This window comes from Pseudomonas sp. S150, assembly GCF_004526365.1.
In the GTDB taxonomy this organism is placed as follows: Bacteria; Pseudomonadota; Gammaproteobacteria; order Pseudomonadales; family Pseudomonadaceae; genus Aquipseudomonas; species Aquipseudomonas putida_A.
The window spans coordinates 5,833,947-5,849,939 of sequence record NZ_CP038207.1 but is presented as its reverse complement, the minus strand read 5'-3'; the positions used below and the strand labels follow the sequence as shown (position 1 = coordinate 5,849,939).

At 60.5% G+C, this 15,993-nt stretch carries 14 protein-coding genes, 4 tRNA genes and 1 pseudogene; 11 read left to right on the top strand and 8 right to left on the bottom strand.

Annotated elements, in window-relative coordinates; all coding sequences use genetic code 11:
• Nucleotides 1-5: 5 nt before the first annotated feature.
• Together E3Z29_RS27155 and thiO are read left to right on the top strand one after the other, a co-directional pair.
• Nucleotides 6-407: a type IV pilin protein gene (locus E3Z29_RS27155; RefSeq protein WP_097089243.1), complete on the top strand. Its 402-nt coding sequence runs from the start codon at nucleotides 6-8 to the stop codon at nucleotides 405-407.
• A 57-nt stretch (nucleotides 408-464) separates the two neighbouring features.
• Entirely contained in the window at nucleotides 465-1,565 is a 1,101-nt protein-coding gene (gene thiO / locus E3Z29_RS27150; protein ID WP_134787359.1) for a glycine oxidase ThiO, read from the top strand.
• A 131-nt stretch (nucleotides 1,566-1,696) separates the two neighbouring features.
• Here thiO and E3Z29_RS27145 read toward each other — a convergent pair whose 3' ends face one another.
• The 4 genes from E3Z29_RS27145 to E3Z29_RS27130 form a co-directional block, all read right to left on the bottom strand.
• Nucleotides 1,697-3,043, bottom strand: coding sequence for a sigma-54 dependent transcriptional regulator (locus E3Z29_RS27145; protein ID WP_134787358.1), 1,347 nt, complete (start codon nucleotides 3,041-3,043; stop codon nucleotides 1,697-1,699).
• A complete protein-coding gene (locus tag E3Z29_RS27140; RefSeq protein ID WP_134787622.1) occupies nucleotides 3,040-4,629 on the bottom strand; it encodes a PAS domain-containing sensor histidine kinase in 1,590 nt (529 codons plus the stop codon). Before E3Z29_RS27140 ends, E3Z29_RS27145 begins: the two co-directional genes overlap by 4 nt.
• Nucleotides 4,619-4,852, bottom strand: a complete 234-nt coding sequence (locus tag E3Z29_RS27135) for a PP0621 family protein (RefSeq protein WP_027612810.1) — start codon at nucleotides 4,850-4,852, stop codon at nucleotides 4,619-4,621. The genes E3Z29_RS27140 and E3Z29_RS27135 overlap by 11 nt, the downstream gene beginning before the upstream one ends.
• A gap of 127 nt (nucleotides 4,853-4,979) precedes the next feature.
• Nucleotides 4,980-6,002, bottom strand: a complete 1,023-nt coding sequence (locus E3Z29_RS27130) for an outer membrane protein assembly factor BamD (protein ID WP_027612809.1) — start codon at nucleotides 6,000-6,002, stop codon at nucleotides 4,980-4,982.
• A 150-nt stretch (nucleotides 6,003-6,152) separates the two neighbouring features.
• On the opposite strand from E3Z29_RS27130, the gene rluD reads away from it, so the two are divergent.
• The 9 genes and pseudogenes from rluD to E3Z29_RS30085 all read left to right on the top strand — a co-directional run bounded on the left by rluD (nucleotide 6,153) and on the right by E3Z29_RS30085 (nucleotide 13,032).
• On the top strand, nucleotides 6,153-7,115 hold the full coding sequence (gene rluD / locus E3Z29_RS27125) for a 23S rRNA pseudouridine(1911/1915/1917) synthase RluD (RefSeq protein WP_007963852.1): 963 nt from the start codon (nucleotides 6,153-6,155) through the stop codon (nucleotides 7,113-7,115).
• On the top strand, nucleotides 7,112-7,834 hold the full coding sequence (gene pgeF, locus E3Z29_RS27120; protein WP_134787357.1) for a peptidoglycan editing factor PgeF: 723 nt from the start codon (nucleotides 7,112-7,114) through the stop codon (nucleotides 7,832-7,834). Before rluD ends, pgeF begins: the two co-directional genes overlap by 4 nt.
• A 131-nt stretch (nucleotides 7,835-7,965) precedes the next feature.
• Entirely contained in the window at nucleotides 7,966-10,530 is a 2,565-nt protein-coding gene (gene clpB, locus E3Z29_RS27115; protein WP_027612807.1) for an ATP-dependent chaperone ClpB, read from the top strand.
• 296 nt (nucleotides 10,531-10,826) lie between these two features.
• A tRNA-Asn gene (locus E3Z29_RS27110) sits at nucleotides 10,827-10,902 on the top strand.
• A gap of 9 nt (nucleotides 10,903-10,911) precedes the next feature.
• A tRNA-Pro gene (locus E3Z29_RS27105) sits at nucleotides 10,912-10,988 on the top strand.
• Nucleotides 10,989-10,993: 5 nt separating this feature from the next.
• Nucleotides 10,994-11,069 (top strand) — tRNA-Lys (locus E3Z29_RS27100).
• 97 nt (nucleotides 11,070-11,166) lie between these two features.
• Nucleotides 11,167-11,243 (top strand) — tRNA-Pro (locus E3Z29_RS27095).
• 163 nt (nucleotides 11,244-11,406) lie between these two features.
• Nucleotides 11,407-12,129 (top strand): annotated as a pseudogene (locus tag E3Z29_RS30090) (MCP four helix bundle domain-containing protein); the annotation flags it as partial.
• 39 nt (nucleotides 12,130-12,168) lie between these two features.
• Nucleotides 12,169-13,032, top strand: coding sequence for a methyl-accepting chemotaxis protein (locus tag E3Z29_RS30085; RefSeq protein WP_372241232.1), 864 nt, complete (start codon nucleotides 12,169-12,171; stop codon nucleotides 13,030-13,032).
• A gap of 142 nt (nucleotides 13,033-13,174) precedes the next feature.
• On the opposite strand, the gene E3Z29_RS27085 is transcribed toward E3Z29_RS30085, so the two are convergent.
• The 4 genes from E3Z29_RS27085 to E3Z29_RS27070 all read right to left on the bottom strand — a co-directional run bounded on the left by E3Z29_RS27085 (nucleotide 13,175) and on the right by E3Z29_RS27070 (nucleotide 15,912).
• Nucleotides 13,175-14,473 (bottom strand): NAD(P)/FAD-dependent oxidoreductase, encoded by a 1,299-nt coding sequence (locus tag E3Z29_RS27085; RefSeq protein WP_047600277.1) that lies wholly within the window; start codon nucleotides 14,471-14,473, stop codon nucleotides 13,175-13,177.
• 63 nt (nucleotides 14,474-14,536) lie between these two features.
• Nucleotides 14,537-14,710, bottom strand: a complete 174-nt coding sequence (locus tag E3Z29_RS27080) for a DUF3094 family protein (RefSeq protein ID WP_003228304.1) — start codon at nucleotides 14,708-14,710, stop codon at nucleotides 14,537-14,539.
• 51 nt (nucleotides 14,711-14,761) lie between these two features.
• The gene (locus tag E3Z29_RS27075; RefSeq protein ID WP_096795222.1) at nucleotides 14,762-15,289 is read right to left on the bottom strand and encodes an MOSC domain-containing protein; all 528 of its coding nucleotides are present in this window, start codon (nucleotides 15,287-15,289) and stop codon (nucleotides 14,762-14,764) included.
• Nucleotides 15,286-15,912 (bottom strand): DUF1780 domain-containing protein, encoded by a 627-nt coding sequence (locus E3Z29_RS27070; RefSeq protein ID WP_003228301.1) that lies wholly within the window; start codon nucleotides 15,910-15,912, stop codon nucleotides 15,286-15,288. Before E3Z29_RS27070 ends, E3Z29_RS27075 begins: the two co-directional genes overlap by 4 nt.
• Between the last annotated feature and the right edge of the window lie 81 nt (nucleotides 15,913-15,993).

Below are 15,993 nucleotides of genomic sequence, written 5' to 3'. Positions count from 1 at the left end.
GAGGCATGCGCAGATTCAACCGAGGTTTCACCCTGATCGAAATCATGATCGTGATTGCGATCATCGGGATCATCATCACCATCGCCGCACCGAGCTACACCGAATACCTGAAAAAGGGCCGGCGCGCCGAAGTGGTGTCGCTGCTCTCGGAGCAGGCGCAGAGCCTCGAACGCTTCTACACCAAAAACAATGTCTACACCGGCATCACCGGTCTGAGCGCGGGCAATGATTTCTACACCATCACCCCGACGATCGCTGATCAGACCTTCCTGCTGACGGCCACCCGCAAGGCCGGCACTGCCATGGCCACCGACAAGTGCGGGGACTTCACCCTGACCAATACGGGTGTGCGCAGCATGAACAACGCAACCACCGGGCTGACCACCAAGGATTGCTGGGGCCGCTGAGGTACCTTCTCAAGGGCGCCTTTTGCGCCCACTGTCTTTTTTACGGTTGGATCAAACATGACCAGGCAACAGCAAGTGGTGATTGTCGGTGGCGGGGTGATTGGCCTGCTGACCGCCTACAACCTCGCCTCCGAAGTGCGCAGCGTGGTACTGCTGGATCGCTCGAACGTCGGCCAGGAATCGTCCTGGGCCGGCGGCGGTATCGTTTCGCCGCTGTACCCGTGGCGCTATAGCCCGGCAGTCACCGCGCTGGCGCATTGGTCGCAGGATTTTTATCCACAGCTGGGCGAGCGGCTGTTTGCCGATACCGGGGTTGATCCCGAAGTGCACACCACCGGCCTGTATTGGCTGGATCTGGAGGATGAAGCCGAGGCGCTGGCTTGGGCCGAGCGGGAAAACCGTCCGCTGCGGGCTGTGGATATCTCGGCGGCGCACGACGCAGTGCCGGTGTTGGGCGGCGGGTTCTCCCGGGCGATCTACATGGCCGATGTGGCCAATGTGCGTAACCCGCGCCTCGTCAAATCATTGAAAGCCGCTTTGCTGGCGCTGCCGAACGTGACCCTTCACGAGCAATGCGAAGTCAGCGGGTTTGTTCGCGAAGGCGCGCGGGTGGTTGGCGTCGAGACGTCCAAAGGCGTGATCAGTGGCGACCAGGTGGTGCTGACCGCCGGAGCATGGAGCGGTGATCTGCTCAAGACGCTGGACCTGACGCTGCCGGTCGAGCCGGTCAAGGGCCAGATGATTCTCTACAAGTGTGCGGCGGATTTCCTGCCGAGCATGGTGCTGGCCAAGGGACGTTATGCGATTCCGCGTCGCGACGGGCACATTCTGATCGGCAGTACGCTGGAGCATGAAGGCTTCGACAAGACCCCGACCGATGTCGCGTTGCAGAGCCTCAAGGCTTCGGCGGTCGAGCTGCTGCCGGCGCTGGCGGAGGCCGAAGTGGTGGGGCACTGGGCCGGTTTGCGCCCGGGCTCGCCGGAGGGGATTCCGTATATCGGCCGGGTGCCGGGGTTTGAGGGGTTGTGGCTGAACTGCGGGCATTACCGCAATGGCCTGGTGCTGGCGCCGGCGTCGTGTCAGTTGTTTGCCGATGTAATGCTGGGGCGGGCGCCGATTATCGATCCGGCGCCGTATGCGCCTGAAGGTCGCATTTAGTCAGGTAGTTCTCTGGTGGCTGGCAGACCGTTTTCGCGAGCAAGCCCGCTCCCACATTGGATTTGCGATAAACACAAATTGTGTGAACAACCGAGATCTACTGTGGGAGCGGGCTTGCTCGCGAAGGGGCCTCAATCCAGACCGAGTTTCTTCAGCCTGTAGCGCATCGAGCGAAACGACAGGCTCAAGCGTTGCGCTGCCGCCGTGCGATTCCAGCGCGTTTCCTCCAGCGCCTGCAGGATCAGTTTGCGCTCGACGTTTTCCAGATAGTCCTCAAGGTTATCGATCTGCGTCAGGTCGGCAATGCCGTCCTCGACTGCGCAATTGCCTTCGCTCAAGCGCAAATCCGCAGCCTCGATCACCTGGTTTTCGCACAGAGTGTGCGCGCGTTCGAGGACATTCTCCAGTTCTCGCACATTTCCGGGAAAACGATAACGCTTCAGTGCTTCAAGCGCTTGCGGGTGCAATTGGGCTGCCGGCTGGCCACTGTTGCTGGCCAGACGCTGGAGCATGTGCGTGGCCAGCACTTCGATGTCGTCGCGCCGTTCGCGCAGGGATGGCACGCGCAGTTCGATCACATTCAAGCGGTAATACAGGTCCTGGCGAAAGCGCCCGGCGGCGACTTCCGCTTCCAGGTCTTTGTGTGTGGCGCACAGAATGCGCACATCGACCACGGTTTCTTGCTGGCCGCCGACGCTGCGCACGGCTTTTTCCTGAATCGCCCGCAGCAGCTTGACTTGCATCGACAGCGGCAGATCCGCCACTTCATCGAGAAACAGGGTGCCGCCGTGCGCGGCCTGAAACAGCCCCGGTTTGTCGTCCACCGCGCCGGTAAAGCTGCCTTTGCGATGGCCAAAAAATTCGCTCTCCATCAGCTCTGAAGGGATCGCCCCGCAATTGACCGGTACAAACGGCTGTTGCGCGCGCGGCCCTTGTTCGTGGATCAGCCGCGCGACCAGTTCTTTGCCGCTGCCCGATTCGCCGCTGATGTAGACCGGTGCCTGACTGCGCGCCAATTTGTCGATCTGTTTGCGAAGGTCGCGCATGGGCTGCGAGTCGCCGAGCAGGCGCCGATCTATCGACGATGCGACGCCCCCCGCCGCTGGCATGCGCAGTGCGGTGCTGACCAGTTCGCGCAGGCGCGTGAGATCAACCGGCTTGGTGAGGAAGTCGAAGGCGCCGGCCTTCAGCGCATTGATCGCGGTTTCCAGGCTGCCATAGGCGGTGATCATCGCCACCGGCAGTTGTGGATGACGTTGCTGGATGTGCTGCACCAGGTCCAGCCCCGTGCCGTCGGGCAGGCGCATGTCGGTCAGGCACAGGTCGAACGCATTGCGCTGCAACAGTGCCTGGGCTTCGCCGAGGTTGCGAGCACTGAAGGTGTCGAGTTTCATCCGTCCCAGGGTGATTTCCAGGAGTTCGCGGATATCCGGTTCGTCGTCGACGATGAGGATTTTTTGCCGTGGGCTCGTGTTCAACTTTGTTTCCGTCCGTGAGCAAAGGTGATGCGAAAGCAGCCGCCGCCTTGGCGTGGTTTGAAGTCTAGGCGCGCCTGGTTGCTTTCGCACAGCTCACGGGACAGATAAAGCCCAAGGCCGGTGCCTTGGCTGCTGGTGGTGAAGAACGGTTCGAACAGATGCGCCTGCTGATCGGACGGCACACCGGGGCCGTTGTCCTGTACTTCGAGCACCGCCAGCTGGCTGTCGGGGTCGACGAACAGCGCCAGCCAGACTTCGGCCTGCTGGTGCAGCAGAACGCTGTGCCGCCAGCCGTTGCGTAACAGATTGTCGAGAATCTGCGTGAGCTGGTCGGGATCCATCAACGTGATGAAGTCCCCGGAATTGATCCGCAAATGAATCGACTGGCGCTCGCTCGCCTGCTCGCGGCTCTCGGCAACAAAGTGTTCCAGCCACGGTTTGAGATCCAGCCGTTGCGGAGCGCTTTGCTGGCGGCGCGACAGTTGCAGGACGTTTTCGATGACTCGGTTCATGCGGCGGGAGTGGTCTTGAATGATCTGCGTCAGACGCCGATCGGCGCTATCGAGTTCCTCGGACTCCGCCAATAGCTGCGCGGCATGACTGATGGCGCCCAGTGGATTGCGGATTTCATGGGAGATGCCGGCAGTCAGACGCCCCAGTGCGGCGAGTTTGAGCTGCTGGGCTTGCTGAGCGATTTGCGCCAGATCTTCGAGGAACACCAGGGTTTGCTGGTTGGGACTCTGGTCGAGGGCGATGAAGCTGGGTTGCAGTTCCAGGCCGTTGCCGGGGATCTTCAGACTCTGCGGGCGCAGGGTCGGGTTGCTCAGCCACAGCTGCAGACGCTCGACTAATGCCGGCGAGTAGTCGCTGATCAAATGCCCTTCAAGATGCGACTGGGCCAACAGATTTTTCGCGCTGTGATTGGCCAGCTGTACCCGGCGCTGTTCGTCGAGTACCAGGATGCCGGTGCGCATGCGTTGCAGAATCAGGGCGTTGAGGGCTTCAAGACTGGTGACTTCGCTGGCACGCTGTTCGGCGAGATTTTCGCTGACTTCCAGACGCCGGATCAGGCCCTGGACCAGCAACGATGCGGCAAAACACAAAGCGCCGAGGGTCCCGGCTTGCAGATAGTCATTGGCGCTCAGGGGGTGACTGAAGCCCAGCAGAAAGCTGGAGCCGACTATGCCGAGTGCGCCGATGGCGGCAATCAGCAGGCCGATGCGCCGGCGCAGCAGGGTGTTGGCGATCGCCACCGAGACAATCAGCAGGTTGCCGATGGCGCTGGCCACGCCGCCCGCCGCGTAGAACAGGCCGCACAGCAACAGCACATCGACCAAGGCCAGGGTGAACAACTGCGCCGGGCGGCGGGTGTTCTCCAGGAACACCACCAGCAGAATGTTCAGCACCAGATACAACCAACTGCCGCTGCGCAGCAGATCGTCGTCGGCTGACGTCAGCAGGCGGTTGTCCATGTTGCTGGAGATCAGCAGCACCAGCGTGATGCCGACGCTCAAACGGTAGAGATGATACAGGCGCAGCAGGCGCTGCGCCTGTTTACGGTCGGCGTTGGCGACCTCAGCGATCACTGGCACCCGGGCCTTGCTCAAGGTGAGCCTGGCTGCAATACCATTGTTGCTGAAGGTTCAGCGCGCGGTCGCGGGGCAGGTGCACGCCGCAGTGAGCGCAGCGCACCATCGGCGCGGCGTCTTGCTCGCGGGGCGATTGGGCAGACGAGGCGGGCGCCTTGAATTTGCGCCACAGCCATACCGCAGCGAAAATCAGGACAATCCAGAACAGTAAACGAAGCATGATGGGCGGCTTTTCGGCTAATGATTCGGCAGTTTAGCCAAGGCGCCGGCAAGCGCACAGACTATTAATGCGCAGCCATGAAAAAGGGAGATCCGCAGATCTCCCTTTTTTGTAACGCCCGGTGTGATCAGTCGAACACGCCGAAGGTCATGTAGCTGAACCACGAACGGTCATCGTTGTTGCCTTCAGCCTCGTGATGTTCTTCCTCGATCACGTCACCGTTTTCGTCTTTAGGCTTGAGCTCGTTCGGGATTGCGTCTTTCGCGTCCTGGAACTGCTTCTGCACGTCCTGGTTGGCGCGGGTTTCTCCCGGCGGCAGCGGTGGACGCGATTCGATCAGGCCCAGCGTCGCCTTGCTCAGGAACGAACGGTTGTCGGCTTCGGCGACCGATGGCACGAACTGACCGTCCTGCAGGCTTGGGTGGTTCGGGTAGTTGAGCTTCAGGGTTTCCAGGCTGGTGGCGGCCAGATCGTCCAGGTGCAGACGCTGGTAAGCCTCGGTCATCACCGCCAGGCCGTCGCCGACCGATGGGGTTTCCTGGAAGTTTTCCACTACATAACGGCCACGGTTGGCGGCGGCGACGTAGGCCTGACGAGTCAGGTAGTAGTCGGCTACGTGGATTTCGTAGGCCGCCAGCAGGTTGCGCAGGTAGATCATGCGCTGCTTGGCGTCCGGCGCGTAGCGGCTGTTCGGGTAGCGGCTGGTCAGCTGCGCGAACTCGTTGTACGAGTCGCGGGCAGCGCCCGGGTCACGCTTGGTCATGTCCAGCGGCAGGAAGCGCGCCAGCAGGCCGACGTCTTGGTCGAAAGAGGTCAGACCTTTCAAGTAGTACGCGTAATCCACGTTCGGATGCTGCGGATGCAAACGAATGAAACGCTCGGCGGCGGACTTTGCAGCTTCCGGCTCGGCGTTCTTGTAGTTGGCGTAGATCAACTCCAGCTGTGCCTGATCGGCGTAGCGACCGAACGGATAACGCGACTCCAGGGCCTTCAGCTTGGCTGTGGCGCTGGTGTAGCTGTTGTTGTCCAGGTCAGTCTGAGCCTGCTGATACAGCTCGGCTTCGCTGAGGTTTTCGTCTACGACTTCCTTCGATGAGCAAGCAGCGGTCAATGCGAGGATGGCGATCAGCAGCAGGTGTTTCACTTGCATGGCGGCTTGCGTCCCTATGACGGCCGCTGTCTTGGGCGGGGCCGTCCTGTTATGATGAGCGCCCCGTTGAAAAGCCTCGGGGCAAAAGACGCCGTATTTAACCACAAGCGCGCAGCCGAAACCAAAGGCTGTGCCGACGCCAGTCAGAGCATGTCCGATAAAATTGAACTTCGCGCAGAGGTGCCGTCCGATTTGGGCGGCCAACGCCTCGATCAAGTCGCCGCCCAACTCTTCGCTGAGCACTCACGCTCGCGCCTTTCCGCCTGGATCAAAGAAGGTCGCCTGACTGTGGACGGGGCGGTCATCCGCCCGCGCGACATCGTGCATGGCGGTGCCATCCTTGAACTGACTGCCGAGCAGGAAGCCCAGGGCGAGTGGATCGCCCAGGACATCGAGCTCGACATCGTCTATGAAGACGACGACATCCTGGTGATCAACAAGCCTGCGGGCCTGGTGGTGCACCCGGCTGCTGGCCACGCTGATGGCACCTTGCTCAATGCCTTGCTGCACCACGTGCCGGACATCATCAATGTCCCGCGCGCCGGTATCGTGCATCGCCTGGACAAGGACACCACCGGTCTGATGGTGGTGGCCAAGACCATTCAGGCGCAGACCAAGCTCGTTGCCCAGTTGCAAAGCCGCAGTGTCAGCCGGATCTACGAGTGCATCGTGATCGGCGTGGTGACTGCCGGGGGCAAGATCAACGCTCCGATCGGCCGCCATGGCCAGCAGCGCCAGCGCATGGCAGTGATGGAAGGCGGCAAGCCGGCCGTCAGTCACTACCGCGTGCTGGAGCGTTTCCGGTCCCACACGCATGTGCGGGTCAAACTGGAAACCGGCCGCACCCACCAGATTCGCGTGCACATGTCGCACATCAACTTCCCGTTGGTCGGCGACCCGGCGTACGGCGGTCGTTTCCGCATTCCGCCTGCCGCGAACCCGACCATGGTCGAGTCGCTCAAGCACTTCCCGCGTCAGGCCCTGCACGCACGTTTCCTCGAGCTGGATCATCCGACCACCGGTGAGCGCATGAGCTGGGAATCGCCGCTGCCGGAAGATTTCGTCTGGCTGCTGACCCTGCTCAAGCAGGATCGCGAGGCATTCGTCGGATGAACTGGCTGACGCCGGACTGGCCTGCGCCGGCCAGCGTCAGGGCCTGTGTCACCACCCGCGAGGGGGGTGTCAGCGAGGCACCGTTCGACAGCCTCAATCTGGGTGATCATGTCGATGATCGCCCGGATGCAGTCGCCGAGAATCGTCGGCGTCTGACCGAACACTTCTCTATACAGCCTGCCTGGTTGCAGCAAGTACACGGGATTGCCGTGGCCCATGCTGATCCGGGCGTGGTTGCCACCGCCGATGCCAGTTGGACGGCGACTCCCGGGATTGCCTGCACGGCGATGACCGCAGATTGTCTGCCGGCATTGTTCTGCAACCGTGCCGGTACTCGCGTCGCGGCGGCTCACGCCGGTTGGCGCGGTTTGGCGGCGGGCGTACTGGAAGCCACTCTCGATCATCTCGACACCGCTGCGGCGGACGTACTGGTCTGGCTCGGCCCGGCCATTGGCCCGAAAGCCTTTGAAGTCGGCCCGGAAGTACGCGAAGTCTTTGTCAATCAATTGCCGGAAGCGGCAGCAGCCTTCGTGCCCAGCCACAATGCTGGCAAGTTCATGGCCGACATCTACCTGCTGGCGCGCCTGCGCCTGGCTGAACGCGGTGTCACTGCGGTTTATGGCGGCGGTTTCTGCACCGTGACCGACCCGCGCTTCTTTTCTTACCGCCGTGCGTCGCGCACTGGCCGTTTCGCCTCCCTTGTCTGGCTCACCCGCTAGACTTGCCTGACCTGAATCAACTCGCTGACGCTTGAATCTCCCAGAATCGACCGCATCTACAGTGGTATCTGGCAGGTTTCTTTATTCAGGATGGTTTTTAGGTCCGGCCTGCTCAAAAGGAAGGTGACCCCATGCGTATAGACCGTTTAACCAGCAAATTACAGTTGGCGTTGTCCGACGCCCAATCCCTGGCCGTTGGCCACGATCATCCGGCCATCGAGCCGGCGCACTTGATGCAGGCCATGCTTGAACAGCAGGGTGGTTCGATCAAACCCCTGTTGATGCAAGTCGGCTTCGACGTCAACAGCTTGCGCAAAGAGCTGACCAAAGAGCTCGACCAATTACCGAAAATCCAGAACCCGACCGGCGACGTCAACATGTCGCAGGATCTGGCGCGTCTGCTCAATCAGGCTGATCGCCTGGCTCAGCAGAAGGGCGACCAGTTCATTTCCAGCGAGCTGGTGCTGCTCGCCGCGATGGACGAGAACAGCAAGCTCGGCAAACTGCTGCTCGGCCAGGGCGTGAGCAAGAAAGCCCTGGAAAACGCGATCAACAACCTGCGCGGTGGTGAGGCGGTAAATGACGCCAACCACGAAGAGTCGCGTCAGGCGCTGGATAAATACACTGTCGACCTGACCAAGCGTGCCGAAGAAGGCAAGCTCGATCCGGTGATCGGCCGTGACGACGAAATTCGCCGCACCATTCAGGTTCTGCAGCGTCGCACCAAGAACAACCCGGTGCTGATCGGTGAACCTGGCGTGGGTAAAACCGCGATTGCCGAAGGTCTGGCCCAGCGCATCATCAACGGCGAAGTGCCGGACGGCCTCAAGGGCAAACGTCTGCTGTCGCTGGACATGGGCGCGCTGATTGCTGGTGCCAAGTATCGCGGTGAGTTCGAGGAACGCCTGAAAGCGCTGCTCAACGAACTGTCGAAGCAGGAAGGGCAGATCATTCTGTTCATCGACGAGCTGCACACCATGGTCGGCGCCGGTAAGGGCGAAGGCTCGATGGATGCCGGCAACATGCTTAAACCGGCACTGGCGCGCGGTGAGCTGCACTGCGTCGGCGCTACCACGCTCAACGAGTACCGCCAATATATAGAGAAGGATGCGGCCCTCGAACGGCGTTTCCAGAAAGTGCTGGTGGACGAGCCGAGCGAAGAAGACACCATCGCCATCCTGCGTGGCCTCAAGGAGCGTTACGAGGTTCACCATAAAGTGGCGATCACCGACGGCGCGATCATCGCCGCGGCCAAGCTCAGCCATCGCTACATCACGGATCGGCAGTTGCCGGACAAGGCCATCGACCTGATCGATGAGGCTGCCAGCCGTATCCGCATGGAGATCGACTCCAAGCCGGAAGTGCTGGATCGTCTGGAGCGTCGCCTGATTCAGCTCAAGGTGGAATCCCAGGCGCTGAAGAAAGAAAGCGATGAAGCGGCGATGAAACGCCTGGAAAAACTCCAGGAAGAAATTGTTCGCCTTGAGCGTGAATATTCGGATCTGGAAGAAATCTGGAACTCGGAAAAAGCCGAGGTACAGGGTTCGGCGCAGATTCAGCAGAAGATCGAGCAGTCGCGGCAGGAGCTGGAAGCGGCGCGCCGCAAAGGCGATCTCAACCGCATGGCCGAATTGCAGTACGGGGTGATCCCGGATCTGGAGCGCAGCCTGCAAATGGTCGACCAGCACGGCAAGAGCGAAAACCAGTTGCTGCGCAGCAAGGTGACTGAAGAGGAAATCGCCGAAGTCGTGTCGAAGTGGACCGGTATTCCGGTATCGAAAATGCTCGAAGGCGAGCGCGACAAGCTGATGAAGATGGAAAGCCTGTTGCACCAGCGTGTGATCGGTCAGGACGAAGCGGTGGTCGCGGTCGCCAACGCGGTACGGCGCTCGCGTGCCGGACTGGCGGATCCGAATCGTCCGAGCGGCTCGTTCATGTTCCTCGGCCCGACCGGTGTCGGTAAAACCGAGCTGTGCAAGGCGCTGGCCGAATTCCTCTTTGATACCGAAGAGGCAATGGTGCGGATCGACATGTCCGAGTTCATGGAGAAACATTCCGTGGCGCGGCTGATCGGGGCGCCACCAGGCTACGTGGGTTACGAGGAGGGCGGTTACCTGACCGAAGCGGTACGTCGCAAGCCTTACTCGGTGATCCTGCTGGACGAGGTCGAGAAGGCGCATCCGGATGTATTCAACATCCTGCTGCAAGTGCTTGAGGATGGACGGCTGACCGACAGCCACGGACGCACGGTGGATTTCCGCAATACCGTGATCGTCATGACCTCGAACCTCGGTTCGTCGCAGATCCAGGAACTGGTCGGTGATCGTGAGGCCCAGCGTGCAGCGGTGATGGACGCGCTGACGTCGCACTTCCGTCCCGAGTTCATCAACCGGGTCGACGAAGTAGTGATCTTCGAGCCACTGGCGCGGGATCAGATCGCGGGCATTACCGAGATCCAGTTGGGCCGTCTGCGCAGTCGTCTGGCCGAGCGCGAGCTGAAGCTGGAACTGAGCCCGGAAGCGATGGACAAGCTGATTGCCGTTGGTTACGACCCGGTTTATGGCGCACGCCCACTCAAACGTGCGATCCAGCGCTGGATCGAAAACCCGTTGGCGCAGTTGATCCTGTCGGGGCATTTCCTGCCGGGCGATACAGCAACCGGCAAGGTCGTGAACGACGAAATCGTTTTCGACTGAGCGGCAACGCCAATGAAATAAGGAAGGCCTCGCTTTGCGAGGCCTTTTTTTCGTTAGGCTGTTGAAGTCTAAGGAAAAGGCTTGTAAAGTGCGCCCCGCAGTCAGTCACCCGCAGCATCTCAGCTCACTGAGCTGAAATCTGAAATAAGTTGCAAATCATTAACTTGAAAGCGATTTAGGGGGTTGACAGAGGTGTTCTAGGTTGTAGAATAGCGCGCCTCAGACACACGAACGCAGCGATGCGAACGGAAGTCTAAGAGCTGTAAGTTTCATCGTTGTAAATTGAAATATGTAGTTCCGTGATAGCTCAGTCGGTAGAGCAAATGACTGTTAATCATTGGGTCCCAGGTTCGAGTCCTGGTCACGGAGCCAATTTCAAACCGGGGTATAGCGCAGTCCGGTAGCGCGCCTGCTTTGGGAGCAGGATGTCAGGAGTTCGAATCCCCTTACCCCGACCATTTTTGGGTCGTTAGCTCAGTTGGTAGAGCAGTTGGCTTTTAACCAATTGGTCGTAGGTTCGAATCCCACACGACCCACCATTTTTGAAACCAGGTAACACTGGGATCGAATCTTAAGATCAGAGGCCAAAAGCGCTGATCGAAGAAGGCGATCTTTGAAAGGTCGCTTTTTTTTTACCGGGGTATAGCGCAGTCCGGTAGCGCGCCTGCTTTGGGAGCAGGATGTCAGGAGTTCGAATCCCCTTACCCCGACCATATTAAAAATCCTCGTATCGAAAGATACGGGGATTTTTTTTGTCCTCGCGAAAGACAATTCCCTTCAAGTCATCGTACAACTTGCCGATAGCCCGCTAACGAGAGGGGGACTGCCGCTGTTCGCCCCTTCAATCTGGCCAATACAAGAATAAGGGCGTCCGTCATGTTGCTTCGTCAGTTGAATATTGCTCCACGTGCCGCACTGGGTTTCGCCCTGATCGCGGTCCTGGTGGCGCTGCTTGGGGTATTCGCCTTGGGGCAGATGTCGAGCATCCGTGACAGTGAGGTCGCGGTAGAGAGCCAGTGGTTGCCTAGCATTCGCGGCGGTGACGAGATTCGCGAGCTGATGTTGCGGATCCGCACGATTTCCCTGCGCATGGCGCTTGATCAGGATCCGAAGAACGTCGCGACTTACCGCAGCCAGATGGATACCCGCGACAAGGAGCTGAGCGAGAAGATCGCCGCCTACGACAAATTGGTCACCACGGCGGAAGGCCAGCAGCTCTATGACCAGTTCAAAACAACCTTCGCCGCGTATCGCACCGGCATCGCGCAATCCTTCACCCTGGCCGATCAAGGCAAGCGTGATGAACTGACCAAATTGTTGCTGGTTGATATGAAAACCGTGGTCGACGGCTCCGGCAAGCAGCTCAATGATCTGGCGGATCTGTTCGCCAAACAGGTTGCCGCGGAAAGCCAGAAGTCTGCTGACCACTACCAGACCTCACGCACCATCGTCAGTCTGTTCATCGCGCTGGCGGCGCTGGCCACCGTGGCGCTGGCCATGTTGCTCACCCGCAGCATCATTCGTCCGTTGAGCACGGCCGTCAGCGCTGCCGAAAGTGTGGCCCAAGGCGACCTGACCCGACCGATCGAAACCCACGGTAACGATGAAGTCAGCCGCTTACTCAAGGCCTTGGCAACCATGCAGCAGAACCTGCGGGAAACGCTGCAAGGCATCAGCGGTTCGGCCACGCAATTGGCCACCGCTGCCGATGAGCTCAACGCGGTGACGCTCGACAGCACACAAGGCCTGCAGCAGCAGAACAACGAAATCGAACAGGCCGCCACGGCGGTCAATGAAATGACCACGGCGGTTGAAGAAGTCGCGCGCAACGCGGTGTCGACGTCCGATGCCACCCGCCAATCCAGTGAGTCGGCGCAACTGGGGCAGGCGCGGGTCAGTGACACCGCATCGGCGATCAATGCGCTGGCCAGCGATGTGCAGCACACCGGCGAGTTGGTGCAATCGCTGGCCAACCAGTCGCAAGACATCGGCAAAGTGCTGGATGTGATCCGTGCGATTGCCGAGCAGACTAATCTGCTTGCGCTCAACGCTGCCATCGAGGCGGCCCGCGCAGGGGAGAGCGGACGCGGTTTTGCGGTGGTTGCCGATGAGGTGCGGGCGCTGGCCTATCGCACTCAGCAATCGACGCAGGAGATTGAGCAGATGGTGCAGGGCATGCGCAGTGGCTCAAGCCTGGCGCTGGATTCGATGCAGGCCAGCGCTGCGCGGGCCACATCCACGCTGGCGTTGGCCGAGCGCGCCGGGGAGGCGCTGGAAACCATCACCGCGTCAGTGCATGAGATTCATGAGCGCAATCTGGTGATCGCCAGTGCGGCGGAGGAGCAGGCGCAAGTTGCGCGGGAAGTGGATCGTAACCTGGTGAACATTCGCGACCTGTCGGTGCGTTCGGCAGCGGGCGCCGATCAGACCAGCGCGTCGAGTCACCAACTGTCGCAACTGGCCAACGCGCTGCAAGGCATGGTAAGGCGCTTCCAGCTCTGATGTGCAGAGATCGATTGCTGGATTTTTGAGCTGCGCAAAACAGTGTGGGAGCGGGCTCGCTCGCGAAAAGCGGTGTATCAGTCGACATGAATGTTGAATGACACAACCTCTTCGCGAGCAAGCCCGCTCCCACAGTTTTAGATCAATGCAGCTTCAAGCGTGGCTCGGTGCCGCGGCCGATCTTGCTGCCCAGCATCAGCATCGCCGTGCGGAACGGTCCGTACAGCGCCATCTGGTGCATGCGGTACAGCGACACGTAGAACATCCGCGCCAGCCAGCCCTCCAGCATCACACTGCCGGTCAGGTTACCCATCAAGTTACCCACAGCCGAAAAACGCGACAGCGAAATCAGCGAGCCGTAGTCGGTGTACTTGTACTCCGGCAGGGTTTTGCCCTCGATGCGCAGCTTCAGTGACTTGGCCAGCAACGACGCCTGTTGGTGCGCGGCTTGCGCACGCGGCGGCACGTTGCGATCCGAACCCGGTTGCGGGCAGGCGGCGCAGTCACCGAAGGCGAAAATGTTTTCGTCGCGGGTGGTCTGCAACGTCGGCAGCACTTGCAGTTGATTGATACGGTTGGTTTCCAGACCGTCGATGTCCTTGAGGAAACCCGGCGCGCGAATCCCGGCGGCCCAGACTTTCAGGCTGGCCTTGATCACATTGCCATCGGCGGTGATCAGGCTGTCGGCGGTCACTTCGCTGACCGAAGCGTTGGTCATCACATTGACCCCGAGTTTCTCCAGAGTCTTGTGCACCGGGCCGCTGATGCGCTCCGGCAGGGCTGGCAACACCCGTGGGCCGGCTTCGATCAGGGTTATGTGCATGTTTTCCGGTTTGATTCGGTCCAGACCGTAGGCCGCCAGTTCGTGTGCGGCATTGTGCAGTTCTGCCGCCAGCTCGACACCCGTGGCGCCGGCCCCGACGATCGCCACACTGATCTGCTCGACCACATCGGTCTGCCCGGCATGCGCGCGCAGGTAATGGTTGAGCAGTTGCTGGTGAAAGCGCTCGGCCTGTTTGCGGGTGTCGAGGAACAGGCAGTGCTGCGCAGCGCCCTGGGTGCCGAAATCGTTGGTGGTGCTGCCGACGCTGATCACCAGCGAGTCGTAGGCCACTTCACGCGCAGGAACCAGTTCCACGCCGTTTTCGTCGTAGGTGGCGGCCAGCTGGATTTTCTTCTGCGCGCGATCAAGCCCGCTCATGCGTCCCAGCTGGAACTCGAAGTGGTTCCATTTCGCCTGGGCAACATAGTTGAGTTCATCCTCGGAAGAGTTCAGCGATCCGGCGGCCACTTCGTGCAGCAGGGGCTTCCAGATGTGCGTGAGGTTCGCGTCGACCAGCATCACACTGGCCGTGCCGCGCTTGCCCAGAGTCTTACCCAGACGGGTAGCCAACTCCAGACCGCCGGCGCCGCCGCCGACAATGACAATACGATGGGACATAGGGATAACTCGCAAGGTTTTTAAAGGAAATCGGTGCAATCACCTTCGCGAGCGCAATGCAGCTCATAGCGTCAGGTAACTGATGAGTCGGCTCAGCAAGCCCAGACCAATGGTCACTGCCAGCACCAGCACCAGGAGCATCCACGGCCGAAAAGGCCGTCGCTCGACACGGTGTTGGGACAGTTGCAGGTACTCTTCGACATGCTTTTGGTCTTCGGGGTTCAGGCGGCTGGTCATAAAGGCCTCGTCAGGTAGACGTTGCTGAATGTGCAGAAGCTACAGCGGTTTTCAACCGGGGTTGAACGCAGCATAGCCGCTGTCCGGAACCGGTTCGACAGACACACCGTCGTCGAGGCGAATGATCCCGCTTTGTAACACCCGCGCGGTTATTCCGCCATGCCCGCGCACCGCTTGAAAGGTGCCGGGACCGAGGTTGTTTTGCAGGCGCGCGCAGGGCTGGCACCAGCCGGTGGTCTCGAATATTGCCTGACCGATGCGAAAGCGCCGACCCTTGAGACTAAACAGATTGATACCGCTGATGACCAGATTGCGCCGCAGGTCTTCAGGCCGCACGGGTTGATCTTCAGGCCGGCCCATCAACGCGCTGATGACCGCCAGGTGTTCGAACTGAATCAACGTTACTTGCCGCGCGTTGCGCACGCCGGGGCGGGCGTGGTCACCGGTCAATCCGGCTTCGAGCCGTGCCTCGACGGCGTCGAGCTCGATCATCGGGCCGCGAGACTCGGGGCGCACGCCGATCCAGCGTACGCGGCCAGTCTGCGGGACGTCGGCAATCAACTGCTGCAGCGGCGTCACAGGCTGATCCCGACATCGAAGACGATACTGCGACCGAGGTTGCTGCGCAGAAAGTCCGGCGCATCGGGATGGGCGAACAGCACCCGGGCGAAGGTCGGGCCGACCAGCGACAGCGAGCGCCAACCCTGACGCAGATACTCGGTCGGCGGTGGAAAATGGCTGTTGAGGTCCAGCACCTCGCGCTTGAGGCTGGCGAAGGCGATGATGTCCAGTTCGCCCAGATCCATGCCGCGTTCCTTGTAGTTGTGCGCTTTTTTGCGCAAGGTCGGCGCCAGTCGCAGTAAGAATTCATTGGCCGGGATCCGCCGTGGCTTGGCTTCACGACGCACCAACTGGCTGAGGGAAAACGCACTGCGGCGGCGTTGCAGTTCATCGCGCCATTCGTCGTTGAGCCGGCGCCCTTCATCGAGAACGAAGAACACTTCGAAATTGGCATCGCGAAACAGCACGTCCGGCGGCTCGCCGGCGGGGGCGAACTCATCGGCACGGTAGGGAATGTTCAAGCCTTGCAGCAGGCGCTGGCAGACCCAACGCTCACGCTCCCATTTGCGGGCATTGGACAGGAACGCGTTGGCTTGCTCGGCCGCAATGGTCAGCAGGCGTAAGTAATCTGAGTCATCCATAGGCCAAGCTTAGCGTTCAAATGCGACAAGCAGAAAGCTTTGCATCGGCTGATGCCCGGAAGAGGGCGGTGTAGACTCCGA